The sequence below is a fragment of the Planomicrobium sp. YIM 101495 genome (genome assembly GCF_009707665.1).
In the GTDB taxonomy this organism is placed as follows: domain Bacteria; phylum Bacillota; class Bacilli; order Bacillales_A; family Planococcaceae; genus Planococcus.
In genome coordinates this window covers 1306980-1333020 of record NZ_WLZW01000001.1, presented here as the reverse complement: position 1 = coordinate 1333020, position 26041 = coordinate 1306980, and the positions used below count along the sequence as shown (strand labels likewise).

Annotated in this window: 22 protein-coding genes and 1 pseudogene; 22 read left to right on the top strand and 1 reads right to left on the bottom strand. The window is 46.6% G+C overall.

Annotation, left to right across the window (positions count from 1 at the left end; genetic code table 11):
• Positions 1 to 66: 66 nt before the first annotated feature.
• The 11 genes and pseudogenes from GIW82_RS06615 to GIW82_RS06560 all read left to right on the top strand — a co-directional run bounded on the left by GIW82_RS06615 (position 67) and on the right by GIW82_RS06560 (position 13847).
• Positions 67 to 2145, top strand: a complete 2079-nt coding sequence (locus GIW82_RS06615) for a hydantoinase/oxoprolinase family protein (RefSeq protein WP_154749063.1) — start codon at positions 67 to 69, stop codon at positions 2143 to 2145.
• Positions 2142 to 3917 carry a hydantoinase B/oxoprolinase family protein gene (locus GIW82_RS06610; protein WP_230309207.1) on the top strand — a complete coding sequence of 592 codons (1776 nt, stop codon included), beginning with the start codon at positions 2142 to 2144 and terminating at the stop codon, positions 3915 to 3917. The genes GIW82_RS06615 and GIW82_RS06610 overlap by 4 nt, the downstream gene beginning before the upstream one ends.
• A 23-nt stretch (positions 3918 to 3940) precedes the next feature.
• The gene (locus GIW82_RS06605) at positions 3941 to 5197 is read left to right on the top strand and encodes a Zn-dependent hydrolase (protein ID WP_154749062.1); all 1257 of its coding nucleotides are present in this window, start codon (positions 3941 to 3943) and stop codon (positions 5195 to 5197) included.
• Between the two features lie 18 nt (positions 5198 to 5215).
• Positions 5216 to 6565: pseudogene (locus GIW82_RS14850) on the top strand (NCS1 family transporter).
• A 318-nt stretch (positions 6566 to 6883) separates the two neighbouring features.
• Positions 6884 to 7501: a TetR/AcrR family transcriptional regulator gene (locus tag GIW82_RS06590; RefSeq protein ID WP_154749059.1), complete on the top strand. Its 618-nt coding sequence runs from the start codon at positions 6884 to 6886 to the stop codon at positions 7499 to 7501.
• Positions 7502 to 7629: 128 nt separating this feature from the next.
• Positions 7630 to 8691, top strand: coding sequence for a pyruvate dehydrogenase (acetyl-transferring) E1 component subunit alpha (gene pdhA / locus GIW82_RS06585; protein WP_154749058.1), 1062 nt, complete (start codon positions 7630 to 7632; stop codon positions 8689 to 8691).
• A complete protein-coding gene (locus tag GIW82_RS06580; RefSeq protein WP_154749057.1) occupies positions 8688 to 9671 on the top strand; it encodes an alpha-ketoacid dehydrogenase subunit beta in 984 nt (327 codons plus the stop codon). Before pdhA ends, GIW82_RS06580 begins: the two co-directional genes overlap by 4 nt.
• A gap of 24 nt (positions 9672 to 9695) precedes the next feature.
• Positions 9696 to 10973, top strand: coding sequence for a dihydrolipoamide acetyltransferase family protein (locus GIW82_RS06575; protein WP_154749056.1), 1278 nt, complete (start codon positions 9696 to 9698; stop codon positions 10971 to 10973).
• Positions 10974 to 10995: 22 nt separating this feature from the next.
• Positions 10996 to 12027 (top strand): TRAP transporter substrate-binding protein, encoded by a 1032-nt coding sequence (locus GIW82_RS06570; protein WP_195913969.1) that lies wholly within the window; start codon positions 10996 to 10998, stop codon positions 12025 to 12027.
• 33 nt (positions 12028 to 12060) lie between these two features.
• The gene (locus GIW82_RS06565; protein WP_154749054.1) at positions 12061 to 12549 is read left to right on the top strand and encodes a TRAP transporter small permease; all 489 of its coding nucleotides are present in this window, start codon (positions 12061 to 12063) and stop codon (positions 12547 to 12549) included.
• Positions 12546 to 13847, top strand: coding sequence for a TRAP transporter large permease (locus tag GIW82_RS06560; protein ID WP_154749053.1), 1302 nt, complete (start codon positions 12546 to 12548; stop codon positions 13845 to 13847). The genes GIW82_RS06565 and GIW82_RS06560 overlap by 4 nt, the downstream gene beginning before the upstream one ends.
• A gap of 409 nt (positions 13848 to 14256) precedes the next feature.
• On the opposite strand, the gene GIW82_RS06555 is transcribed toward GIW82_RS06560, so the two are convergent.
• Complete coding sequence (locus GIW82_RS06555) at positions 14257 to 14652, bottom strand: MMPL family transporter (RefSeq protein ID WP_370456175.1); 396 nt, start codon at positions 14650 to 14652, stop codon at positions 14257 to 14259.
• 55 nt (positions 14653 to 14707) lie between these two features.
• Here GIW82_RS06555 and GIW82_RS06550 point away from each other — a divergent pair, with 55 nt between their 5' ends.
• The 11 genes from GIW82_RS06550 (at position 14708) to GIW82_RS06500 (ending at position 26038) form a co-directional block, all read left to right on the top strand.
• Complete coding sequence (locus tag GIW82_RS06550; protein ID WP_370456174.1) at positions 14708 to 15631, top strand: FAD-binding protein; 924 nt, start codon at positions 14708 to 14710, stop codon at positions 15629 to 15631.
• A gap of 189 nt (positions 15632 to 15820) precedes the next feature.
• Entirely contained in the window at positions 15821 to 16000 is a 180-nt protein-coding gene (locus GIW82_RS06545; RefSeq protein ID WP_154749052.1) for a hypothetical protein, read from the top strand.
• Between the two features lie 64 nt (positions 16001 to 16064).
• Complete coding sequence (locus GIW82_RS06540; protein WP_154749051.1) at positions 16065 to 17657, top strand: PucR family transcriptional regulator; 1593 nt, start codon at positions 16065 to 16067, stop codon at positions 17655 to 17657.
• Positions 17658 to 17862: 205 nt separating this feature from the next.
• Complete coding sequence (locus tag GIW82_RS06535; protein WP_370456114.1) at positions 17863 to 18891, top strand: TRAP transporter substrate-binding protein; 1029 nt, start codon at positions 17863 to 17865, stop codon at positions 18889 to 18891.
• 153 nt (positions 18892 to 19044) lie between these two features.
• Positions 19045 to 19518 (top strand): TRAP transporter small permease, encoded by a 474-nt coding sequence (locus GIW82_RS06530; protein WP_154749050.1) that lies wholly within the window; start codon positions 19045 to 19047, stop codon positions 19516 to 19518.
• A gap of 15 nt (positions 19519 to 19533) precedes the next feature.
• The gene (locus GIW82_RS06525; protein WP_154749049.1) at positions 19534 to 20808 is read left to right on the top strand and encodes a TRAP transporter large permease; all 1275 of its coding nucleotides are present in this window, start codon (positions 19534 to 19536) and stop codon (positions 20806 to 20808) included.
• A 21-nt stretch (positions 20809 to 20829) separates the two neighbouring features.
• Positions 20830 to 21573 (top strand): oxygen-insensitive NADPH nitroreductase, encoded by a 744-nt coding sequence (nfsA, locus tag GIW82_RS06520; protein ID WP_154749048.1) that lies wholly within the window; start codon positions 20830 to 20832, stop codon positions 21571 to 21573.
• A 17-nt stretch (positions 21574 to 21590) separates the two neighbouring features.
• Entirely contained in the window at positions 21591 to 22892 is a 1302-nt protein-coding gene (locus tag GIW82_RS06515; protein WP_154749634.1) for a CapA family protein, read from the top strand.
• Between the two features lie 184 nt (positions 22893 to 23076).
• On the top strand, positions 23077 to 24312 hold the full coding sequence (locus GIW82_RS06510) for a M20 family metallo-hydrolase (RefSeq protein ID WP_154749047.1): 1236 nt from the start codon (positions 23077 to 23079) through the stop codon (positions 24310 to 24312).
• Between the two features lie 5 nt (positions 24313 to 24317).
• Positions 24318 to 25103, top strand: a complete 786-nt coding sequence (locus GIW82_RS06505; protein WP_195913968.1) for a dihydroorotate dehydrogenase electron transfer subunit — start codon at positions 24318 to 24320, stop codon at positions 25101 to 25103.
• Positions 25103 to 26038 (top strand): dihydroorotate dehydrogenase, encoded by a 936-nt coding sequence (locus GIW82_RS06500; protein WP_154749046.1) that lies wholly within the window; start codon positions 25103 to 25105, stop codon positions 26036 to 26038. The genes GIW82_RS06505 and GIW82_RS06500 overlap by 1 nt, the downstream gene beginning before the upstream one ends.
• Positions 26039 to 26041 lie beyond the last annotated feature (3 nt).

The following is a 26041-nucleotide window of genomic DNA, read 5'->3' as shown; positions in this document are numbered from 1 at the left end:
CAAGGTTTTAGAGTTGGCATACTTTTTGCTAAGTATATTTATAAGAACATCTAAAGGAGGAGAATTATGAAACTTTTTGGAGTAGACGTAGGCGGAACATTTACTGATGTATTTTTTAACGACACGGAGAAGCATAAGACGTTTATTCATAAACTTCCCACAACGTTAGAGGATCCGTCTGTGGGTGTAATTAATGGAATTTTAGAATTGTCTAAGCTTCATAATGTAGTGATTGAGGAAATCAATCATATTTTTCACGGGACGACAATTGGTACTAATGCAATCCTTGAATTTGATGGTGCCCATACTGGAATGATTACTACGGAGGGCTATAAAGACATTATGCACATTGGACGGCATCAGCGGCCGGAGAACTATTCTATTATGCAGGATATTCCATGGCAAAACCAGCCACTCATTCAAAGACGAAATAGGAAGACTGTCAGCGAAAGGATGGGTCCTAAAAAAGGGGAAGTCATCAAATCATTAAATGAAGACGAAGTACGTGCAGCAGTCAATGAATTGAAAGAACTTGGGGTTGAGTCGATTATTGTTGGGTTTCTGTTCTCGTATATTAACCCTGAGCATGAACAACGGGTTGTGGAGATTATCAAAGAAGAATATCCCGAAGCCTTCATTACCTCGTCATCTGATGTGTCTCCTCAATTCAGAGAATTTGAGAGGTTCACAACGGCTGGTTTGAATGGATTTATTGGACCAAAAGTGAAAAACTATGTAGGAAATTTATCAGAGGGCCTTAAGTCAGCGAATATTTCTGCAGATCTCCATATTATGTGTTCAAACGGTGGAGTTGCAACTCCCGAAAATATTGCAGCAAAACCTGTCAATACGTTACTCTCAGGACCGGCAGCAGGAGTTCTTGGTGGTGCCTATGCGGGTGCATTGTCTGATCGGAAAAAACTTATAACGTTTGACATTGGTGGAACAAGTGCTGATATCGGTATTGTGACAGAGGACGGATTTGGTGAAGCTTCTGCGAGAGATACATGGATTGCTGGATATCCAGTCATGGTGCCAATGATTGATATTCACACAATAGGGGCAGGAGGAGGAAGCATAGCCTATATCGATGAAGGCGGTCTCTTCAAAGTAGGACCAAAAAGCGCAGGTTCAGTACCAGGTCCAGCATGTTACGGTCATGGCGGAACGTTCCCAACTGTCAGTGATGCAAACGTTGTATTAGGAAGGTTGGATCAGGAGAATTTCCTTGGCGGTGAAATGAAGCTGCATACCGAAGCAGCACATCAAGTGATTGGCGAATTGGCCGACAAGCTGGGGATGACGAAGGAAGAGACGGCTGAAGGGGTTTTGAGAATCCTTAATAATAATATGGCCAATGCAATTCGAGAGAAAACCATTCAAAAGGGTGCGGACCCTCGAGAATTTTCACTGGTAGCGTTCGGTGGTGCTGGACCGCTCCATGCGGTCGATGTCGCTCGTGAACTCAAAATTCCGGAAATCGTTATCCCGCCTTATCCAGGAATCAACTCAGCAACAGGACTCCTAACAACTGATTTAAAATATGATGTGATTAAAACGGAATTCATGCTGAGCAGCGAATTAGAGCTTGGCATATTGAATGAAGATTTCCAAGCACTCGAAGAAGGTCTGAGACAGCAGCTAATTGACGATCATGTAAATGATGAAGATGTTTCTATGCTGCGCTTTGCTGAATGCCGCTATGTTGGACAGGGTTACGAACTTCGCGTACCACTTCCAAATGAGGAGTTGATTGGACAAAATATTGAAAAGTATTTTGATCTGTTCCATGAAATGCATCGTAACGAATATGGACATGCTTTCAAAGAATCACCTATTGAAATTGTGAATATCCGTGTTACAGGTTTGGGTAAAATGCCGAAGTTGAACAAAGAGAAAATGAATGAACGGAGCACTTTGGAAGAAGCAATCGTTAAAACGGAAAATGTGACATTCCGACATAAAGGTGAACTTAGAAAAATAGAAACAATTCATTATCAGAGAGAACTATTGCCGGTTGGGATACAAATTGAAGGGCCAGCGATTATTTTCCAAAAAGACACAACAACTGTAATTCCACCGGACAATTCATTTTCCCTTGAGGAATTTGGAAATCTTATTATTAAGGTTGGTGACCAATCATGACGCTTGAAACAAAAGCAAAAACAGTTCTTGATCCAATAACTATGCAGGTAGTTTTAGGTGCTTTGGAAAATGCTGCTATCGAGATGGGACACAAACTTGCAAGGATGTCCTATTCGAGTATTATTCGCGAGTCAGAGGATTTCGGGTGTGCTCTTGTTAATCTTGCGGGTCACCAGCTGTGTGAATCTTCGCATAGCACTCCACTGCAATCAGGGCCGATTCCAGGATATGTAAAAGGAATCAATACCATTATGATGGAGAGAAACGAGCAGTATGAGCCGGGAGATATTATTTTACACAACTCCACTTATCATGGAGCTTCTCATGGTCCAGACTTTGGAATTTGTGTGCCGGTTTTCTACCAAGAAGAACTGATCGGGTTTTCTGTTACAACTGCTCATCATTTAGATGTAGGAGCGTCGACTCCAGGAAGTTGTGGGATTGTAGATGCTGTAGATGCTTATGCTGAAGGACTGCAATTTAAAGCGATAAAAGTATATGAGCAAGGAAAGAAAAACACATTTATCTGGAATGTATTAAGAGATAATATTCGGAGTTCAGACATGGTAGTCGGAGACATTGAAGCACAAATTGCTGCAGCACGAATTGGAGCCGAGCGTTATCTAGAGATTGTCGAAAAATATGGGCTTGATATTGTTGAAGCAACAGCAGAAGCATTAACGGATTACTCGGAAAAAATGATGCGGAATGCAATCAGTAAACTGCCGGATGGAGAATATCAGGCTGAAGGTTTAATGGATGGCTACTTGGACAGCGATGATCCCGCTAAGAAAGATTTGAAAATCACAGTGACTTTGAAAGTGAAAGGCGATGAGCTAGAGGTAGACCTGACAGGTACATCTAAACAAGTGGATGATCGGCCAATTAATATGCCGCTCGAAGGAACAGTTAATATTGCGATTTATTTGACATTGCGTTCGATTTTACTAGATTCGACTGAATACGGGAACTTCCCGCAGAACACGGGTTTAACACGTCCAATTAAAATCATTGCGCCAAGTGGGACTCTATGTAATCCGATTTTCCCGGCCCCAACAATTGCCCGTTTTGCTCCAGGAAATGTCGTAGCAGACACTTTGATGAAAGCACTAGCGGAAGTTGTGCCAAAACAAGTGAGCGCAGGCGTGGGGAATTTAAAGGTTCTCGCAATGAGCGGAAAACGTGGGAAAGATTACTGGGTATATATGGATATTATGGAGGGCAGCTATGGAGGGCGTTATGGCAAGGATGGTATGGATTCTGTCGATACGCTATATGCAAATACTAGAAATAATCCAATTGAGGATATCGAGTCTCATTATCCATTGAGAGTAACTCGTTATGAACTCCGTAACCACTCCAGTGCTCCTGGTAAATGGCGTGGCGGGATCGGGTCAATTAGAGAAATGACATTCCTTGAAGACGGGAGTTTCTCCGTTGAAGGAGATGGTCATAAATACGAGCCATGGGGGTTTGCGGGCGGTAATGATGGAAAAGTAGGAGCTCTTTCAATACGTAAGCCTGAAGAAGAAGAGATGAGCTTACCGTCAAAAATTCCCAATACAGTAGTTGTAAAAGGAAGTTCGTTAAAAATGACAGGTCCTTGCGGTGGCGGATACGGTAATCCTTTTGAGCGGGCGCCTCAAGCGGTGTTTGAAGACTTTTTGGATGACTATATTTCAAAAGAGCAAGCTGAAACAGAATACGGAGTGGTTATAACTAGAGACGGGAAACTAGATATGCAAGCAACAGAACATCTCAGAAATTCGTAAGAGAATTGATAGGAGAGGAAGCTATGCAAATATCAGAAACAATTAATTCAACGCGCTTATTCAATCGAATTTTAGAGTTAGGAGAAATCGGAAGGAGTGAAGAAGGGGGAGTGACCCGCAGAGCCTTGAGCGCGGAAGATAAAAAAGGGCATGATCTTGTCATTGGATGGATGAAGGAAATTGGTATGGCAGTCCGTTACGACCACTTTGGAAATTTAATCGGCAGGAAGGAAGGAAAGCAAGCCGATTTATCGCCAGTAGTGGTAGGTTCTCACATTGACTCAGTGAGAGATGGAGGCCGTTTCGATGGAGTCATCGGTGTTTTGGGCGGATTGGAGATTGCACAAGTTTTGCAGGAAGAGGAATTTGACCATGACCGGCCTTTCGAAGTCATCGCATTTTGTGAAGAGGAAGGATCACGCTTTAACGATGGTCTGTTCGGAAGTAGAGGAATCATCGGGAAGATCACAGCTTTGGATTTAAATCGGCAAGACGAACAATCTATTAGTCGTTATGAAGCGCTCCGTGATTTTTCAGATGAGATAGATCCGGAAAAAATCAATGAATCAGTTCTCGGGGTTAACGATATTCATGCTTATTTGGAAATGCATATCGAACAAGGGCCTTCTTTAGAAAAAGAGGAACTGGCAGTGGGGGTAGTTACCCACATTGCCGGTCCCCATTGGATGACGGTTACCGTATCTGGAGAAGCAGGGCATGCTGGTACAGTACCAATGAATTTAAGAAAAGATCCAATACCAGCGGTTGCAGAGATTATTCTCTACATTGAAAATCTATGTACTGACCCTCTCCATGCTGAAACAGTTGGAACCGTTGGTATTGTCGAAACGTATCCGGGAGGAAGCAATATTATTCCGGAAAAGGTTACTTTTTCATTGGATTTAAGAGATATCGATTTGTCCAGAAGAGAAAAGCTTTTCGAAGAGATACAGTTGAAAATTGAAGAGGTAAGTAAAGAGAGGGGATTAAAATGGGAAATAAATGAGGGAATGCGTGTGCCTCCAGTCTCCTGCACACCGAGACTCACAAAGAAACTCCAAAACAGTATGGAAGCGCTTGGTCTGCAGCCCCATACAATGATCAGTGGCGCAGGTCATGATGCAATGCTGGTTGCTGAGATTGCTGAAATGGGTATGCTTTTCGTGCGATGCAGGAAAGGTATTAGCCACCAACGGGAAGAATGGGCTGACCAAGATGATATCGCACAAGGAACTAAAGTGTTACTGGACACGGTGAAGGAATTGCTAAATGAAAAATAAAGAAGGAGTGTGGACAATATGGGCTCGCCAACTTCGGAACTTACACAAAACTCAAAAAGAGATTCAATGAATCCAATTCCGGATAATGAAAGAATATTCGGTTTACCATCTTACATTGCTATGTGGATTTCCTCTATGGTTGTTATACAAATTTTCATAGTTGGTCAATCGTTTCTTCCGCCGGTTGGTTCATTAAATGTATTCCAAGCATTAAGCGTTGCGGTTATTTCCGGGATGATCCTATGGGTTATGTTTGTTCTGAATTCTAAACCAGGCATCAGGCATGGCATCCCGTTCATCGTTCAGGCACGAGCTGCATTTGGCTATAAAGGAGCTCGTATTGCCTCGCTCATTCGTGTTATACCTGCTGTTTTTTGGTATGGAATCGGTTCTTGGATTGGTGCAAGTGCTATGGTATTTATCACTGAAACAATCTGGGGATGGGGGAACATTTGGCTCTTCTTTATTCTCTTTCAAATCGCTCAAACAACAATCGCTTATTTTGGAATCAAATCGATTAAATGGTTCGATTCTATATTGTCAGTAGTCGTTCTTGGTTTTTTAATTTATATTGTTTATCAACTTATTCAACTTGGGGGATTGAACCTCTCAGCGAACTGGTAGGCTGAAGGAAGTTGGGGAATGCCATTTTTTGTAGCAATCACAGCATCTGTAGGAGTGCTAATCACTGCATCAATTAACAATGGGGATCTCGGCAGATATTTGGAAAATAAGCCGAAAAATAATTGGATTGGTCATTTCTTTGGTATTGTTCCAATGTTCATTCTCATGCTGATCATTGGAATCTTATCCGCTGCAGCCACTGGTATTTGGGATCCAATACAAGCCCTGGTATCTGTTATCCCGAGTCCTATTGTAGCTGTGGCCATGATGTTCTTTATCGTAGTAGCTCAGTTTACAACAAACCTAACAATCAACATTAAACCGCCAGCGCTTGTCCTAGTAGAAATGTTTGACATGAAATGGGGCGTTGCAGTCATTGTAGTCGGGTTTTTAAGTATCATTACTTTCCCGTGGCTGCTTCTCACAAGTTCCGCGTTTAATCAATTTATTGCGTTCTATTCAGCCTTCCTTGGTCCATTGTTGGGGATCTTACTTGCAGATTACTATCTGGTACGGAAACAGAAAGTTAATTTAGAAGAGCTTTATAGCACGACTGTCAGTTATAATTGGCTTGGCCTTGGCGTATTGTTGGGAAGCGGCCTGATCGGCATTGTTTTCCTGCCGGTGTCTTGGATGGTCAGTTTACCGCTTAGTGTTCTCCTCTATTGGGGAGGTCACCAAGTACTTCCATTTTATAAAAAAAGCCAGCAACCTATAGACATCAATCAGCCACCTGTGAATTGAAAAATGAGAGTATTAATAATTTATGGAAATTAAAAGGGTAGCTGGAAAACAAAACTTCGATAGCTTATTAAGTATTTTAGTTATCAGCCATAATTGGGGTGAATATACCTGGTTATGGCTTTTTTATTGGAAGAAAAAATTCCCATAAAGGTGGAGACTGCATTAAGTCATTGAGCAGATATAGCGAACTAAAAACCCAGCTTCTTCACTTATTTATATCAAAATAAGGTAGCTCCAATAAGAAATCCCCCTCCTTGGCCCGCCACAATATGGTAAGCTAGTAAAAAACTTTATCGTTTTACGAAGGAGGCTGGGTCAGTGGCAACAGAGAAAAAAAATGGTTACGTGCTGCGTGGAGAGCGGTCACGCAAGAAGATTTTAGACGGGGCAAAGGAAGTGTTCCTGGAAAAAGGGTTCAAGGAAGCGACGGTGACGTTGATTGCAGAGCGCGCGAATACGGGGTACGGAACAGTCTATTCGCATTTTCCTGCGGGAAAAGAAGAAGTGCTGCTGAATATAATGGAAGACATCATGGGAGATTTTTACGGAGTGGCTTCGGTAACTTATACGCCGAAGAACAAAGAAGAGGCGTTTGCGTTCACGTATCAGAACGTCGTGAACTTTTTACACTTGGCCACGGTGCACCAGCAATGGCTGGCGCTATTTTATGAGGCATTCGGCCAGTCGGATTTGCTTCGTACGCGCTGGGAGGAGATTACGGAGCGGTTCATCGTCCGTATCTCAAAAAACGTTGATATAGTCAGGGAGATGGGGCTGATCCGCAATCCGGACTACGATTCCCGTGTGGTAGCTGGTGCGCTTTATTATCCGGGCCAGCATTATTTATGGGAAATCGCTCTTGGCAGAGTCACAAAGGATTACAAAGAAATTGCTTCGGATATAGCTGAGGTTTATACGTACGGGCTTTTTCAATAAAATTAACGGCATCTCTTCTGCAGAGAAGGGATTTTCAAAAAATTATAAGTTGACATCATGTCAACTTATTTATAAAATGAATTAACAGAATATAAAATATGTTTTGATAAATTATTGGAGGTTTCGAAATGTGGATGGATCAAAGCCAATTAGATTTTCAGAAAGTCACCTACATTGATGAACAAGGCAAGGCGCTGAAAGAGGAAATGCCTGTCGAGGAAGCGGAATTGGTTAGCATGTACGAATGGATGGTGAGAGCGCGGGTGTTTGATCAGCGGGCGGTGAAGCTGCAGCGCCAGGGCAGGATCGGTACGTATGCGCCGTTACAGGGACAAGAGGCGGCGCAAATTGGAAGCGCTTTCGCGATGCGGGAGAATGACTGGGTGTATCCCAGTTACCGGGAAATTGGCGTCTCAATGGTCAGGGGCGTGCCGATGTCTCAATTCCTGCTGTATGCGATGGGACATTTGAAAGGGTTGGCGCAGGAACAGGCAAACGTCTTTCCGGTACAGATCATCATCGGGGCCCAATTCCTCCATGCGGTCGGAGGTGCGTGGGCGAGCCAGTACAAAGGGGAAGAGAGCGTTAGTGTTGCATACATCGGCGATGGTGGAACTTCCGAGGGAGATTTTCATGAAGCGCTCAATTTCGCAGGCGTCTACAAATTACCGATTATCTTTTTTGTCCAGAATAACCAATGGGCGATCAGCGTACCGGTGAGTAAACAAACGGCAAGCCGCACGATTGCGCAGAAAGCATTGGCGTATGGCATCACAGGAGTGCGGGTAGACGGAAACGACGCTGTCGCCGTGTACACGGTCATGAAAGAAGCGATTGCTAAAGCACAGGCGGGCGAGCCGGTACTGATCGAAGCAGAAACATTCCGCCAGGGACCGCACACGACGGCGGATGATCCGACGAAATATCGCATGGCGGATGATGAAAAAACGTGGACAGCAAAAGATCCGCTGGTGCGACTGAAAACATATTTGACTGAGCAGAGGATATGGGATGAAGAGAAGGACCGCGCGCTCTATGAACAGGCAGATGCGGAAGTATCGGAAGCGTTCCAGGCTGCATCTTCTGCCCCGGCCAGCGAATTGAAAGATGTATTCGAGCACGTTTACGAAACAAAAACAGCGCAATTGAGCGAACAACAAGCGCAAGTTGAGGAGGCCAGCCGCCAATGACGATGATGACGATTGTACAAGCGATCAATTCGGCGCTCAAATATGAAATGGAACAAGATGACCGCGTGTTGTTACTGGGGGAAGACATCGGGAAAAATGGAGGCGTTTTCCGGGCGACCGATGGCTTGTTTGAGCAATTCGGTGAAAAGCGCGTAGTTGATACACCAATCGCTGAGTCTGCGATTATCGGGGCAGCGGTCGGGTTGGCTGCAAGAGGGTTGCGGCCAGTGGCAGAAATTCAGTTTCTGGGATTCATCTACGAGGCGATGGACCAGATGGCTGCGCAAGCTTCGCGTCTCCGGTTCCGCTCCGGCGGCACGCAAACAGCCCCAATGGTCGTCAGAGCGCCGTACGGAGGTGGCATCCGCACACCGGAATTACATTCCGATAGTCTGGAAGCAATCTTCCTGCATTCGCCGGGACTGAAGATTATCATGCCAAGTTCGGCTTACGATGCAAAAGGCCTGCTGGCGGCGGCCATGCGTGATCCGGATCCTGTGTTGTTTTTGGAGCCGATGAAATTATACCGGGCCTTCCAGGAGGAAGTCCCTGAAGAAGATTACACCATTGAGATCGGACGGGCGAATGTGTTGAGACAGGGCGAAGACTTGACGATCATTGTCTGGGGTCCGCCGGTGCACATGGTCAAAGCGACCGCCGAGAAGTGGGCTGCAGAACACCAAACTTCAATCGAAGTAATCGACCTGCGCACGGTCGCACCGATCGATATCGAAACAATCACTGCATCTGTGGAAAAAACGGGCAGAGCCATCATCGTACACGAAGCGGTCAAGACGGGCGGTGTGGGGGCGGAAATCGCAGCCATCCTAAGTGAAAAAGCGCTGTACAGTTTATCTGCCCCGATCCTGCGGGTTGCCGGATTCGATACTCCGTATCCGACGGCACAGGTGGAATTGGATTGGCTGCCGAATGAAAAGCGGCTGAATGAAGCGATCAAAACGGTATTGGAAGACACATAATAGTTGGAGAGAAGGAGTGCTTGCATGGCCACATATGATTTTACGTTGCCGGACATTGGGGAAGGGTTGCACGAGGCGGAAATTGTCGGCTGGCTGGTGGAAGTCGGCGATGAGGTGAAGGAGAACGACAACATCGTGGAAGTACAGACGGACAAAGCGGTTGTCGAAATTTCTGCGCCGGTCAGCGGCAGGATTGAAAAATTCGGTGCTGAGCCTGGTGAACCCGTTAAAGTGGGTGAAACGCTTGTCCTGTTTTCAGGCGTGGATGAGCAAAGTGCGAAAGGTGAAGCTGCAAGAGAAACGGAAGTGCCGGATGTCCCGGAGAAGTTGCCGGCTGAAATGAAAGAAGCGGAAGAGGCGGAGCAACCGGAAGAACGGAAGCCGAAGCAGCGGATCTTGGCTGCGCCATCGGTCCGGAAAGCAGCGCGGGAAGCAGGTGTCGATCTGTTGACTGTGGAAGCAACAGGCAAGGGCGGAAAGATTCTTGCAGCGGACTTGCAGCGGCATATTGAAGAGCAAAGCGCCGAAGTGTCGGAAACCCCGGAAGCTCAGAGGCCTCAGCAGGCAGCCCGGCCGGAAACGCGGAGAGAACCTGCGGCAGAAGGCTGGACTGAGCCGATCCGCGGAACACGGAAAGCAATATTCGAAGGGATGACGCTTGCGCAAAGCAATGCGGTCATGTGCACGGGTGTCGAAGAAGTGAATGTGACGTCTCTCGTCCGTCTCCGGAACGAGTTGAAACCATATGCTGAACAGGAGACGGTCAAATTGACGTTCCTGCCGTTCATCATCAAAGCGGCTGCACGCGTTTTGAAGCAAAATCCGATTTTCAATGCCAGTGTCGATGAAGCGAAGATGCAGATCCACTACCACGGAGCGGTTCATATCGGCATCGCGACTTCGACTGAGCACGGTTTGCTTGTGCCGGTCATCAGGCACGCGGACCGGAAGTCGGTGCTCGAGATTGCAAAAGAAATTGAAGAATTAACGGAAAAGGCACGGGTACGGAAACTGAAAGCACATGAATTGACCGGAAGTACATTTACGATTTCGAATACGGGAATGACGGGTGGATTGTTCGGAACGCCAATCATCAATTATCCGGAAGTCGCAATTATGGGCATCCACAAAATCGAGAAGCGGCCCATTGTGGTGGACGATGAAATTACGATCGGTCAAATGATGATGATGTCGCTGACATTCGATCATCGCATCATCGACGGGGACCCGGCAGGACGCTTTATGAATGCAGTGAAAACAATTTTGCAGCAGCCGGAATTATTGATTTTGGATGGAAAGTAATCAAGCAGAAGGAGTGAATGAAATGAAAAAGTACTTATTGGCGCTAATCTTGCTTTCTTCGATCATTGTATTGGCAGCGTGTGGCGGGGACGACAGCGAAGACAGTGCAACTGCGGTGGAACCAGGTGGCTCACATGAATTCAGAGCAGGCGTAGTTGTCGGGGACTGGAGCCCGCACTATGAAGGGGCGCAGGCATGGGCCGACAGCATTGGCGAGAAAACGGACGGCCGGATCCAAATAACCGTTTTCCCTGACGGACAGCTCGGCGGAGAACGTGAAATGCTGGAAGCGGTTCAAAACGGTTCGTTGGATATTGGACTTCTAAGTTCTGCTGTTTATTCCGCATTTGATCCAAAAATGACTGCACTAGACATTCCATTTTTGATGTCCACTTTTGAAGAGGCAGAAGCGTTTATGGACGGGCCTGCTGGGGAAGAGTTTGCATCGATTCTCCTTGACAACGGAATCCGAACGTTAGCGTGGGGGCATAACGATTTTCGTGTCATCACAAACAATGTAGCAGCTGTGGAGTCTCCTGAAGTCCTTTCATCAATCAAGATGCGTGTTCCGGAAAGTAAAGTGCTGGCGGATTGGTACACAGAACTGGGTGCACAAGTAACACCGATGCCGTTCCCTGACATTTACACAGCTTTACAGCAAGGGGTTGTGGACGGGCAGGACAACGGACCGATTCTCTCTTTTGCCGGTAAATTGTTCGAACACCAAAGCTATTTGACAGTGTCGAACCACCAATACTCGCCGATCGGATTCTTCATCAGTGAAGATGCCTGGGCAAAACTGTCTGAAGAAGACCAGGCGCTGATGGAGGAAGCGGCACAGGAAGCAGCGCAAATCGAAAGAGAGGCAATTCGCAACTTCAACGAAGTAGCCATCTCATCAATGGAAGAAGCCGGACTTGAAACGTATTATCTAACAGATGAAGACCGTGCGAAATTCAAAGAAACTTCCCATCCGTTCATCGATCAGATCCGGAGTGAAGCAGGAGATGAGTTGGTCGACCTCGTGCTGGAAGAGGCGGGCTATACGCAGTAAGTGATTTTCGAATCGCTATGAGGGGGAAATCTCATGCTTGAAAAGTACTTTACGATAAGTTCAAAGCTGCAAAATATGCTGGCTGCCGGACTGATGATCATTTTGGCAGCCGCCGTGTTTTTGCAGGTGTTATCAAGGAAGCTGTTGCCGATCACGCTTCCCTGGACTGAGGAAGTGGCAAAAATATCGTTGATCTGGCTTACTTATTTAGCGCTTGCAGCGACGTTTCAGCAAAATTATCATATTCGGATCGATTTGATCGATGGATTACTGAACACGCCTAAAAAAGAAAAAATCATGAGCATCATCATCAATGTCATGGGAATTCTATTCGCGTTCATGCTTGTCTCACTGGCAGGCAGTTACTTCCTACAACTCCTGGACACAGGTCAAACGACAAGCATCATGCGCTGGCCGATGTGGCTTATTACCTTGCCGATTCTAACCGGAGGTGTTCTGACCCTGATTCATTACATTCTGAAAACAGGGAAAGAAGTGCTGGAAATGAGGGAGCGCCCATGATTCTCATGCTTGTCAGTTTTGTTGTCGTTTTACTATTGGGCGCACCGATCGTCTTCTCGTTCGCCTTTTCGTCGGCCATTTATATTCTATTTGGCTCATCACTGGACGCAAATATGTTCGGAGCCGTATTGTATTCATCGCTCGACTCATTTCCGCTGATGGCCATTCCGCTCTTCCTCTACGCAGGGGAATTGATGAGTAAAGGCGGTATTTCGCGGCGCATCGTCGCGTTCTCGGGCGCTTTAGTCGGGAAAGTGAAGGGCTATTTGGGGCTCATCACCGTCATTGCAAGCGGCTTCTTCAGTGCCGTATCCGGTTCCGGTGTTGCAACGGTTGCAGCAGTGGGGGGCATGATGATTCCCGAAATGAAGCGTGCTAACTATCCCGCAGGATATGCAGCAGCGCTCACGGCTTCCGGTGCATTTCTCGGTGCTATCATCCCGCCGAGTATTCCAATGGTCATGTACGGTTTTATCTCAAACACCTCCATCGGTGATCTGTTCATTGCGGGCATCATCCCGGGATTGCTGTTCATCTTCGGGTTCATCATCGTGAACCAATTCTATTCGCGGCGCTTCGACTTGAACGAGTTTGAAGAAACGGCCGTTGAGGATCAAGTGGAAACGAAACGTTTACGCAAGATTTTCATCACGGGAAAAACGGCATTCTGGGCATTGCTCATGCCGGTCATCATTATCGGCGGCATTTATGGCGGCTTTTTCACACCGACAGAATCTGCGGTCGTCGCGGTCGTCTATGCCATCCTGGTCGCGTCCCTGATTTATCGCGAGCTGAATGTGCATGATATCTTATCTGTTTCAATGACTGCTGCGTTAAACACGTCGATGCTGATGATCACGCTTGTATTTGCAACCATCTTCTCGAGGCTTTTGACAATCGAGCAGATTCCGCAAAAGCTGGCGGAAGTCCTGATGGAGTGGACTGACCAGAACTGGCTCATCATCCTGATCGTAGTAGGCTTCCTGATTTTCATCGGAATGCTGATGGATTCGGTGACAGGAGTCATCCTGGTGACGCCGATTGTCTACCCGATCCTCGTCACTATTGCCGGACTCGATCCTGTTCATGCAGGCATTATCGTTGTCGTTAATTTGGCAGTCGGTCTGATCACGCCGCCAATGGCCATCAACCTGTTCCTTGCAGGGAAAATCGCCAACGCTTCCATGAAGTCGACCATCGGCTATTTGCCGGGCTTCCTGATTGTGTCGCTCATCGTGATTTTGATGGTAACCTACATACCAGGAGTGATCATGTGGCTGCCGAATTTGATGAACTGATCTATTGGAAGGAAATACAAAACCCCGCTCCAGCACATTCGCTGCAGCGGGGTTTTTGCGTTTGTATTACGGCTCCCGCATCTCCAAAGAAACCGGCCGGATCGATCCCCACGGTGCTACGTAGACAATAAAAAAATAGCGTCCCTGTGTAAGAAACAATTCTACAGAATTCAGAAAATACACTACAATTGCATACCATGAAAAGCGCCGATCTTGGGAGGACACTATTCCCGAGCTTGGCGTTTTCATGTTTATGCGACCGGCGGAATTGTCATGAATTGTGCGGTACACAGGGACGCGAAAAAAACGAGACCCTTGCATGTGGTTTAAAGGGGAAAACGCAAAAAACAAAAAACCGCCGGAACCACCGGCGGCAATTAAGAGAAGGACATACCCATCCTCTCTTTTTTTAGTTGTTCTGTTTTTCGCCTTTCTCCAATTCCTGCAGCAGTTTCTCCCCCTCGATATCGAGATTCGGCAACAGGCGGTCGAGCCATTTCGGCAACCACCAGATTTTATCGCCGAACATCGACATGACGGCCGGCACGAAAATCATCCGGATCAGGAAGGCATCGACCAGAATCCCGAATGCGAGGGCGAAGCCGATCTGCTTGATCATGATATCATCCGTGAAGATGAAGCTTGAGAACACGGAGACCATGATCAGCGCTGCAGCGACGACCACTTTGGAAGCGGTCGAATAACCGTTGATGACGGCACGGTCGCCGCGTTTGCCGTGGATGTATTCTTCGCGCATAGACGACACGAGGAACACTTGGTAGTCCATCGTGAGGCCGTATAGGATTCCCGTCTGTAAACGCTAAACTAGAGAGAGCAATTTTTCACAATTAAGACAGAGCATAAATATCGGCGCGCACCAAAATGTCATTTTAGCAACTGGTGGATTCGAATGGAATGAGAAATACAGGCAACGCTTTCTAAGAGGGCCTTTGACGGCACCAGCCAGTTTACCTTTGAGTACTGGTGATGGGCTTAAAATGGTGATGAAAGTCGGTGCAGATTTAGCGAATTTGAATGAAGCTTTTTGGGTACCTACAGTTAAAATCGAAGGCGAAGAATTTGAAGGTACGCAATTATATCGCATGACCCGGGGCGAGCGTTCATTGCCGGGAAGTATTATGGTTAATAAGCACGGTAAACGCTTCGTCAATGAAGCAGCTAATTATAACGACACATCTAAGGCTTTTCATTATTTTGATGCAGTAGAGTATGGCTATATCAATCTTCCTGCCTGGATTATCATTGACGACGAATTTACATCTAAATATACGGTGGTCACGAGTTTGCCAGGTGAAGAAAATCCGGATTGGCTTGTTAAAGCTGATACCATCACAGAACTTGCAAATAAAATTGAAGTAAATCCGGAGAATTTGAAAAATACAGTCGAGTCATATAATAATCATGCCTTAAATGGGAAGGATCCTGAGTTTCATCGAGGAGAAAGTGAATACAATTGGTATTACGGGGATCCAGAGCATCCGATCAATCCAAGTGTTGGTCCCATAGGAAAAGGTCCTTATTACGCACTCCGCGTTTATCCGGGGGCCATTGGAACAAAAGGAGACGCCGTAATAAATGAACATGGACAAGTACTTGACGTTAATGAAGAACCAATCCCCAGCCTTTATGCAGTAGGTAACGTGGCAGCAAGTATTATGGGTCCTGGATACCCAGGAGCAGGAAGTACTTTAGGTCCAGCTGTTGCTTTCGGTTATTTGGCAGGTAATCATGCAGTGAAAAAAGCTTCATATATTCCCGGTTAAGGAATGTTTGGAAGAGATGACGATATAGAACCCGCAAATATTTATATTTGCGGTTTTTTTAATTGCGGACATGAGTGTCGCCCAAAGCAGCTGTCACCAGCCGACAAAAATAGTGTATAATAAAAAGAAAAGTCCAAATCTTTTAATCGGTTTGATTTAGAAAAAGGACTGGAAGTGAGGAGAAAGTTGATGGAAAAGGATCCGAAAATTGAAGCTTTCACGAAGCTGCATGAATTGATCCTCTTTTATTCGGAATATCGTGACCGGCCTGTCGAAAAAGACTTCGACTTCTTCGCGGAAGTGAAAGCCTGCTGCGAAGTGCTGGATCTGGATTATGAGGGATTGAAGAAGGAATTCCAGCTGACTTAATTCAAGTAATCATACGAAGCAGTGGAAAGCACTCACATTATATGCGTTCGAAGGAGCAGTCACCATGAGCATTACGTTAAGAAATGCGATGAAGATAGGGAAGTTCGGCGATTGCAAAGTGATTGCAGGGCATGAAGGTCTTTCGAGAGTAATTGACAGCGTAACCATTATGGAAGTGCCTGAAATCGTCCAATGGCTGAAGGGCAAAGAGCTCATATTGACTTCCCTGTTTGCAATCAAGGATGATACACATGCCCAGAACATGCTTGTGCAGAATCTCCACATTGCCGGTGCCACTGCGCTGGCAATCAAGCCGTCTCAGTTCGTCGATGAAATACCGGAAGAAATTATCAGAAGCGGTGATAAGCTCGGTTTTCCGATCATTGAAATTCCGGATCATATCAAGTATCTGGATATCCTGTCTCCTGTCATGCACTATATCTTTAATGAGAAAGTGGTTCTGCAGGAAGATCTGGAGCAGGCGAGCAGGATTTTGCATGAGATTTCCAGAAATACGAAAGGGTTAAAGGAATTCGTCGAGAATGTCGGGTATTTGACGAAAAATCTAATTACACTTGAAGCGGAGTTCCCGTTCATCGATGTACCGGAATTCAGCCATCAATTTGCTCCCTTAACAAAAGAACAAATTTATGAGCTGTCCGTCATTCAGCGCCCCTTGTATTTTCACAGAGAGTTTAATGGAGAAACGGTGTCCAGTATCGCAGCTCCGATTATCAATGAAGGCGAATATTATGGAAACATCACTTGCTGGGAAGTGAATAATGAAAATCTGCCCATCGATCTGGCTATTCTCGAAAAAGCTTCCAGCCTGCTGGCATTGGAATTCCTTAAGATAAGGGTGAAGTATGATATTGAGCAGCAGTACAAAAAAGACTTCATCCAGGAATTGCTGTTCAGTGAAAATATCAAGGAAAAGAATATCATCGAATGGGGAGACAAGCACAGAATCACGCGCGAAGACGAGTATGTCTGCATTGTTGTAAGTTCTCAGGAGGAGCATTCTTTTGAGGAAAGTGGATTTCAGCTCAAGGAATACCAGATTGAGGATGCTTTTCTGAAGATGCATCCTGAATCCTTGATCTGCCAGCTCAAAGGCCGCATGTGTTTTATTTTGAAAGTACGGATGGATCTGCAGGCCAGGGATTACCAGGCAATTCTTCAGATGGTTTCTGAACAGCTCACATCAAAAGTTCCGTTATTTATCGGGGCAGGCAGAAAAGAGAAAGGCCCCGAAGGCATCCAGAACAGTTTCATGCAGGCAGAAAAAGCGATCCGGCTGAATCGGACGATCAACAACTCCGCCAGCATTTACTATTATGATGAACTTGGGGCTTACCGCCTGCTCGATCAATTGAAGGATAACGAAGAGCTGCTGGACTTTTATCAGGAAACTGTCGGAAAGCTCATTCAGCAGGATACGAATCATGAATTGATTAAAACGTTAAAGGCGCTTTTCTTTTATGATGAAGTGCTGAAAACGACAGCGGAAGCATTGTTCATACATATTAACACGCTGAAATACCGGGTTAAAAAGATCGAGGATATTACGCAGTGTGACTTGAAGACTTCCGAGGGGAAGATGAATCTGTTCCTCGGCCTGAAAATATATGAACTGTTATCAGAGGAAAAACAATAGCGAATGGATTCTGCAGCGGCGACTTTTTGTCTCAACAGACAATTAGTTGCCTCTTTTTTTGTGCTCAGCGCACATTTAAGTATTCTGAAAATAAGAGTAAAATTAATGTACAACAATTCTCTCAAGTGAAAATATTTGGACTTGTTGGTATGGACGTTTCTGAGATTTTAAAAAAGAGAGGGGTTTTTTTATGGAGTTCAAAAGGGTGAAATCATTTGCTGCTGTTTTGGGGATTGGAGCCTTGATTCTGGCAGGCTGTGGAGACTCTGACAGCAGTGCGGGAAGTCAGGGAGAAGACGGCGAATATCCTGAAATGACCATCACGTTCAGTCATAACCAGCCGCTGGAAAGCCCGGAACATGTGGGAGCAGAAAAGTTCAAGGAAATCGTTGAAGAAGAATCCGGTGGAAACATTACTGTGGAAGTATATCCGGCTTCACAGCTCGGGAGCTTGAGAGAACAGGTCGAATCGACTCAGATCGGGGAAATTGACATCACGATGCAGCCTTCTGCTGTAGTCACGCCGTTCGTGGATGATGTCAAGCTGGTGGACCTTCCTTATTTATGGCCGGCTGAATCGGAAGAGAAGTACCGCGTGCTCGACAGTGAAGTCGGGGAAGAGATTCTAGACAAGCTGAACTCCGGCGGTTTCGAAGGGCTTGGATTCTGGCCTGGCGGTTATAAGCTGTTCACTACAAAGAATACGGAAGTTCACGGTCCTGATGATATGAAAGGACTGACAATGCGCGTAATGGAATCTCCGCTGCTCATTGATCAATATAAATTATGGGGAGGAAATGCCATCCCTGTCCCGTATGCGGAAGTTTATAATTCCTTGCAGCAAGGGATTGTCGACGGTCAGGAAAACCCGCTTCAGACAATTTTCCTGAACAATTACCATGAAGTCCAGGGCCATGTCATCCAAAGCTATCACGGAACAATGACATACCTCCTGATGGCGAACCAGGGCTGGTACGATGGCCTGTCGGATGAAGTGAAAGAGCTCCTTAAGGAAGCTGAAGAAGAAGGCAAACAGGCTGCGCGGGATAATCTGAGTGAAACGGAAGAAGATTATAAGCAGCAGATCATCGACTCCGGCGTGAATTTCTACGAGCTCACGGAAGAAGAGATCCAAGCATTCAGAGAAGTTTCCGAGCCGTTCCATGAAGAAGTTTACAACAAACCGGAACAATTGGAGCTTCTGCAAAAAGTGAAAGATGAAATTGGAAACTGATTGACCGAACTCAACTGAAAAAGCAGGAGACTTGAATACGTATTTACGTTGATCAATCTCTTGCTTTTTCCTTTTTTTACGAAGGGTGATTGCCCGGCAGCGGTTTTCTTGAAAGGCTGCAGCATTTATTAATTTTATGGAAAAGGTGAAGTCATGAATATATTGAAGAAAACCGAGGACATCTTTGTCGGTTCAGCTATTCTAGCTGCGACCCTTGTTCTTTTTATCAATATTATTTTGCGTTATTTTTTCTCTGCCAACACGTCATGGGCTGAAGAGTTCATCCGCTACGCGATGATTTGGATCGCCTTTATCGGGTCCGCTATTTGTTTCAGGCGGGGAATCCACGTAGGTGTCGATTTGCTGATCAATTATTTTTCCGGAAAAGGGAAAGTGATCCTGCAGACAATCATTAATGTGGTGTCCATCCTCTTCATGGCGCTGCTGGTCAAATACGGGATAGACCTCGTCTTGTTCAGTATGAATACAGGCCAGATCACTCCATCGCTCGAAATAAAAACATTCTGGATCTATCTGGCAATTCCGTTGGGAGCTGTGCTTTCCATTTTCCATATTGTCCATAGAACGTATTTGATGCTGCGCGGAGTGGAACTCAGCGAAGAATAAAAAGGAGAACTTACTATGTTAATAACTTTGGGCATTTTGTTGCTATTGTTTTTGTTTACGAGTGTTCCGATTTTTATTTCACTCGGACTGGCTTCATTCATTTCGGTCATGTTTTTAAGTAATACAGAACCGATGGTGTTGATCCAGCGGTTGTTCGGCGGCCTGGATCAATTCGCATTGATGGCATTGCCGTTTTTCATCCTCGCTGCCAATCTGATGGACGGAGGCGGATTGTCTGTCCGGATTCTCCGCTTTTCCCGGGCACTTGTCGGACATTTTGCAGGGGGCATCGCTTTGACGACCCAGGTGGCAAGTATGTTTTTTGGAGCTTTATCGGGATCGAGTCCCGCGACCGTTATTGCAATAGGGAAAATCATGTATCCTGATTTGATCAAAAATGGCTATGGTAAATCGTTTTCAGCAGGCTTGCTGGCATCTTCCGGCGCGGTTTCACTGATTATCCCACCCAGTATCACATTGATCATTTTCGGATCTGTAACAGGAGTTTCGGTAGGCAGTCTGTTCATTGCCGGTATTGGGGCAGGGATTGTTCTTGGCTTGTCTTCCATTCTCTATATATACATATATGCGAAGCGCAACAATGTACCGAGAGACAAACGGGCATCACTGAAAGAGCTGGGGGCCACTTTCGGAAGAGCGTGGTGGGCACTGCTCGTTCCAGTCATTATCTTGGGCGGGATTTATTCCGGTATTTTCTCCCCGACAGAAGCGGCAGGGGTTTCAGCTGTATACGCATTCCTCATCGGTTACTTTGTTTACAAAGAAATGAATATGAAGGAGTTTTTCACGATCTGTGTAGAATCAGCCATTACATCTGCACAAGTTCTCGTGCTTGTAGCTGCAGCACAAGTACTGGGCTGGGTTCTGACACGTGAGCGGCTGCCGCAGACAATTGTAGAACTGATTACAACGAATATTACGTCAGTCATCATCTTCTTATTGCTCCTTAACCTGATTCTGTTAATCATGGGAATGTTCATGGAAGGTGTCGCGGCAATTATCGTCACAGCGCCATTGATTTTCCCGGCTGCGATGGCACTTGGAATCGATCCTGTGCACCTGGGAGTCATCATGATTGCGAACCTGGCGATCGGAATGTATACGCCGCCGTTCGGCATCAATATATTTGTTGCTCAAACAATTACCAAAATGAGTTTAAGCGAGATGATGCCGGGGTTGATGAAGTTTCTCGCGTTCAACCTCATCGGGTTAATGGTGATTACGTACATTCCGGATGTTTCATTATTCCTGCTGAAAATACTCGAATAACATCAGAAGGGGCGTGTCCGATTGGAGAAGCCTGAGGCAGTCAAACTGATTGAAAGTCATCGGTCCATCCGGAAGTTCTTAAGCCGGCCGGTCGAACCAGAAATGCTGGAAACGATCCTCCATGCAGCGAGATGGGCGCCGACTTCCCACAATATGCAGTCCTACAGCATCATCATCATTAAGAATCAGGAAACGAAAAATGAACTCCACCGGCTATGCGGAAATCAGCGGTATATAAAAGAATGCCCGCTATTTCTGGTAGTCTGCGCGGATTTCTACAAAATGCACAAAGCCGCAGAGATGCACGGACAGAAACTGGCTGTCGAAGAGCTGGAGAATATCCTTGTCGGGTCCGTCGATGCCGCTTTAGTGGCACAGAATTTATTATTGGCAGCGCGGGCGTATGAACTTGGTGGAGTCATGATCGGCGGCATCCGGAATCAGGCGGAGGAAGTTGGAGAGTTGCTGAAGCTGCCCCCATATACGTTCCCGGTTATGGGGATGTGCCTCGGCTACCCGGATCAGGACCCGTGGCAAAAACCGCGTATGCCTGTCGAAGCTGTTTTTCATGATGAACATTACAGGGAGGAAAACATTCCTGCCGCTTTGGAGCAATATGATAAAACGATGACGGATTATTACACGAGGCGGACTGGCGGTAAACGGACGAGCGGTTGGTCGAAGGAAATAGCGGCGTACATTTCCGAGCCAAGAAGAAAGAGCCTGACAGAATACATCCGCAAACAGGGGTTTGATGGAAAATAAGGAGTTGTCACGTGAAGATGGAGAAAGAGCTTTCATTTGTCGCGACAGGAGACAGTTTTATTACGAGAAGGCTGCCCACTGCAGAGTCGGCTGAATTCAAGGAACTTGCCGCTCTGATTCAAACGGGCGAGTTCCGGTTTACAAATTTTGAAGTGACAATTCCAGGCGAAAAGAGGATGCCTTCAGCCGTATGCGGGGGCACTTGGGCGAGTACGAAGCCGGAGGTCATGGATGATTTAAAGGAATATGGGTTCAACAGCATCGCCTGGGCAAACAACCACACGCTTGATTATTTATATTCCGGGTTGACTGAAACAAAGAAACATTTGGAGAAGGCCGGCTTTGTTCACGCCGGGGCAGGTGAGAACATGGCCGAAGCGAGTGCTCCAACCTATCTGGAAACACCGTCCGGCCGTGTCGCCTTGATCGGGCTTACTACGACGTTTCATGAGACGTGGCTCGCAGGCGAGCAACGGAGGGATATAGAAGGCAGGCCGGGAGTCAACGGACTGCGCTTTATCACTTCCTACGAAACGACGGGGGACCATTTGAAGGTACTGAAAGAAGTTGCTGACCGGACAGGAATCAATGCGAAAAGGAATTTGGATATTCTGGAAGGTTTTTTACCGGAAGATCCGGAGAATGAAGTGTCATTCGGAGAGTACAAATTCACTGAAGGCCCAGTCTCGAAAGCGGAACGGTCACCGCATCCGATTGATATGAAGCGTATTGTCCAATCCATCCATGAAGCAAAAAGACAGGCGGATTATGTAGTGGTGAGTCTTCATTCCCATGAAATGGAGGGAGAAGACAAGCAATCCGCCGCAAAAGTGATTGAAAATGTGAGCCGCATTTTCATCGATGAAGGTGCCCATGCTATTTTGGGGCATGGGCCACATATTCTGCGAGGCTTAGAGATTTACAAAGAACGGCCAATCTTTTACAGCCTGGGAAATTTCATTTTCCAGAACGATACCATTGAATATTTGCCGGCTGATTTTTACGACAAATACGGTTTATCAGAAGATCATACGGTTGCGGACGGACTGGACACACGAAGCAAAGGAAATAAAATCGGCCTCGGAGTCAATCCACTCGTATGGGAATCCGTCATTCCGCGCTGGAAGATGAAGGGCGGGAAACTGACGGAACTCACCCTGCATCCGATTGAACTCGGCTTCGGGCAGAAGAGATATCAGCGCGGATGGCCGAAGCTGAGCAAAGATGAAAAGACTCTGGAGACCCTGCAAAAGCTGTCCAAAAAGTACGGGACAGAAATCGCAATTGAAAAGGGGAGCGGCATCGTCAGACTGTGGTAACAAAAGAAAATGATAAGTGGCGGCCTGTATTTGGCCGTCTTTTGATTTTCCTGGCGGCCGTATGATGAAAACTGTAAAAAACGATAAAATTAGAAGGAATATTCTGTGTGTTTAGCCATGAAAATTACGCAATGGTCTCCTTTATAATAAAGTAAAGAGATATTTTGAAAGTGAGGTCTGGCCGTTGGACATAAAAAGACTGGAAAAAACCTTGAACGAAATCAATGGATTCGGCGATGAAGGAGTCGGAATCAATCGTCTCGCCTACAGTGAAGAGGAGCGTGCTGTGAAAGAATTTTTTGCGGAACTTTGCAGAAAAGAAGGGTTGGATGTCAGGGAGGATCCAGCGGGAAATATCATCGCGCGGCGTGGAGGAGAAAACCCGTCCCTCCCGGCAGTTGCTTTCGGCTCCCATCTTGATACGGTTTATGAAGGCGGGAAGTATGACGGAGCATTGGGGGTCGTCAGTGCGCTTGAAGTCATCAGGAGCCTGAATGACCGTGGAATCAAAACAGAACATCCACTGGAAATCATCTCTTTTGCTGGAGAGGAATCTGCGAGATTCGGTTTTTCCACGATTGGAAGCAAGGCGATGAGCGGAACGCTGGGGTTGGAGTACGAAGAACTGAAAGACAGAGATGGCGTTTTTTTATCTGAAGAATTATTGAAATATTCCTTGAATTTAGAGGGGGCTGAACGTTCGGGGGATGACTTTGCGGTCTTCTTCGAAATTCATATTGAGCAAGGCCCTGTGCTGGAGAAACAAGGAAAGCAACTGGGTATTGTCACAGGGATTGCAGGAGCGACGCGTTTTCATTTGACGGTTCAGGGCCAAGCCTCCCACTCGGGGACGACCCCGATGGGTTACCGGAAAGATGCATTTCTCGGAGCGGCGGAAATTTCTCTGGCATTGGAGTCTGCCGCAGTCGAAGAGCAGCATTATGGAACAGTCGCGACTGTCGGAGTCTGTGAAGTGAAGCCGGGGGCGATGAACATTGTGCCGGGCCTGGCAGAGCTGAAAGTCGATATCCGGGGAATTTCCAAAGAGTCCAAAGACAGAGTGATTGAAAAAATGACGTTTGCGATTGCCGAGGCGGAGAAAAAAAGAGGACTTGCGGTTTCTGTTGTAAAAACAGCAGACGAGCTTCCTGTGACTTTATCCGCAGAAGTGATCACCAGTCTGAAGGATTCCGCTGATAAACTGCAATATTCCTATGAGCTGCTGCCGAGCGGGGCAGGGCATGATGCGATGAACATGGCAAGGTTGTGTCCGACAGGGATGATTTTCATTCCTTCCAAGGAGGGGCTGAGCCATAACCCGGAAGAATACAGTGCGCTGGAAGACATCGGAGCAGGGGCTCAATTGCTGGAGGAAGAAATCATAAAATGGGCGAAAGTCGTCCATGAAGCGAAGAGGTGAGTGGGATGAAGGTGTACAAATTGCCGGTGCTGTCCAATCTACAGGTAAGTGAGCGGTATTGGCATATGAAGCTGGATGCGGGGCTGATCGAAGAATCGATTGCCCCCGGGCAGTTTTTCAATATTTTGTGCGGCGAAGGAGAGCTTCCTTTTTTAAGGCGTCCATTCAGTATTTACCGCATCAATCGTGATGAGGGGACCATCGAATTTCTCTACCTCGTAAAAGGGGAAGGGACTGTCCAGCTGACAAAGGTTGAGGCGGGAGAAGAAGTCGATGTCTTCGGGCCGCTTGGCGTCGGTTTTGAGCTCCAGAAAGGATGGGATTCGATCCTGCTGCTGGCGAGAGGTGTGGGAATTGCCACGCTGGCTGCGCTTGCCCAGGAAGCTGCAGCAAAAAATGTGAAGTGTGTGGCTATTTTAAGCGCCAGAAGCCGCAACGATTTATTGGCAGCTGACATGCTGCAGGGGTTTGGTGCGACGGTCATAAAAGTGACGGAAGAGGACGGGACAAGCGATGTTGAAAATGTGAAAAAACTCGTTGATCATTTGCTCGTTGAACATGAGGTGAAGGCTGCATTTACTTGCGGATCGAAGAGGCTGTCCCGGTTGATCCAGCGCATCGCCGAACAGAAAAATATTCCCGGGCAGATTGCGTTGGAAGAGCACATGGGCTGTGCTGTCGGCGTCTGTTATGCGTGTGTCTGCGATGTCAGGGATGAGCACGGGATCAGTTCGGTAAGAGTGTGCAGAGAAGGTCCGGTATTTGATTTGGAAAAGGTGGTGCTTGGATAATGGAAAACTTGAAACTCGATGTACGGATCGGCAGCCTGCATCTGAAGAATCCGGTCATGCCCGCTTCCGGTGCTTTCGGATTTGAAATGGCGGAGCTGTTCGATTTTAATTCACTCGGTGCTCTCGTTCCGAAAAGCATCACGAAATATCCGCGCGGCGGCAATGACACGCCGCGGGTCTGTGAAGTGAATGGCGGCATGATCAATTCCATCGGCATCCAAAGTAAGGGGCTCCCTTATTATATTGAGCATATTATTCCGGAATATGAAAAGTTCGATGTCCCGCTCATTGCCAGCATTTCTGCAGACTCAATCGAGGAATTTGCGGAAATGTCAGAGGTTCTCGGCAATATCCCGAGTGTGGCTGCAATTGAACTGAATATTTCCTGTCCGAATCTGGAAGGAGACGGCAAAGCGTTCGGCATGGATGGTGACCTGTCGTTTGAACTGGTTCAGAAAGTGCGGGGGGTAACAGACCGGCCCTTGATCGCAAAGCTGACTCCAAATGTAACGAGCATTCAGGAAATCGCCATCGCTTGTGAAGAAGCCGGGGCTGACGGACTGAACGTGGCGAATACGATTTTGGCGATGGCCATTGATATTCATACACGGAAGCCGAAAATCGGCAATGTCATGGGCGGTATCTCAGGTCCGGCTATCAAGCCGATCATTGTGCGGATGATTTATCAGGTCCGGAATGTTACGAAGCTGCCGATCATCGGTTGCGGTGGCGTCATGAACTCAGACGATGCGATCGAAATGATTTTGGCAGGCGCAAACGCTGTACAGGTCGGAACCGCCAACTTCATCAATCCGAATTCGATGATTGAGATTTTGGAAGGCATTAAAGAATATATGGTGCAATACGACGTCAGGGACATCAATACACTTGTAGGGAAAGTGAAGGTCCCTTCCACGACAGCTCATCGTCATTAATCT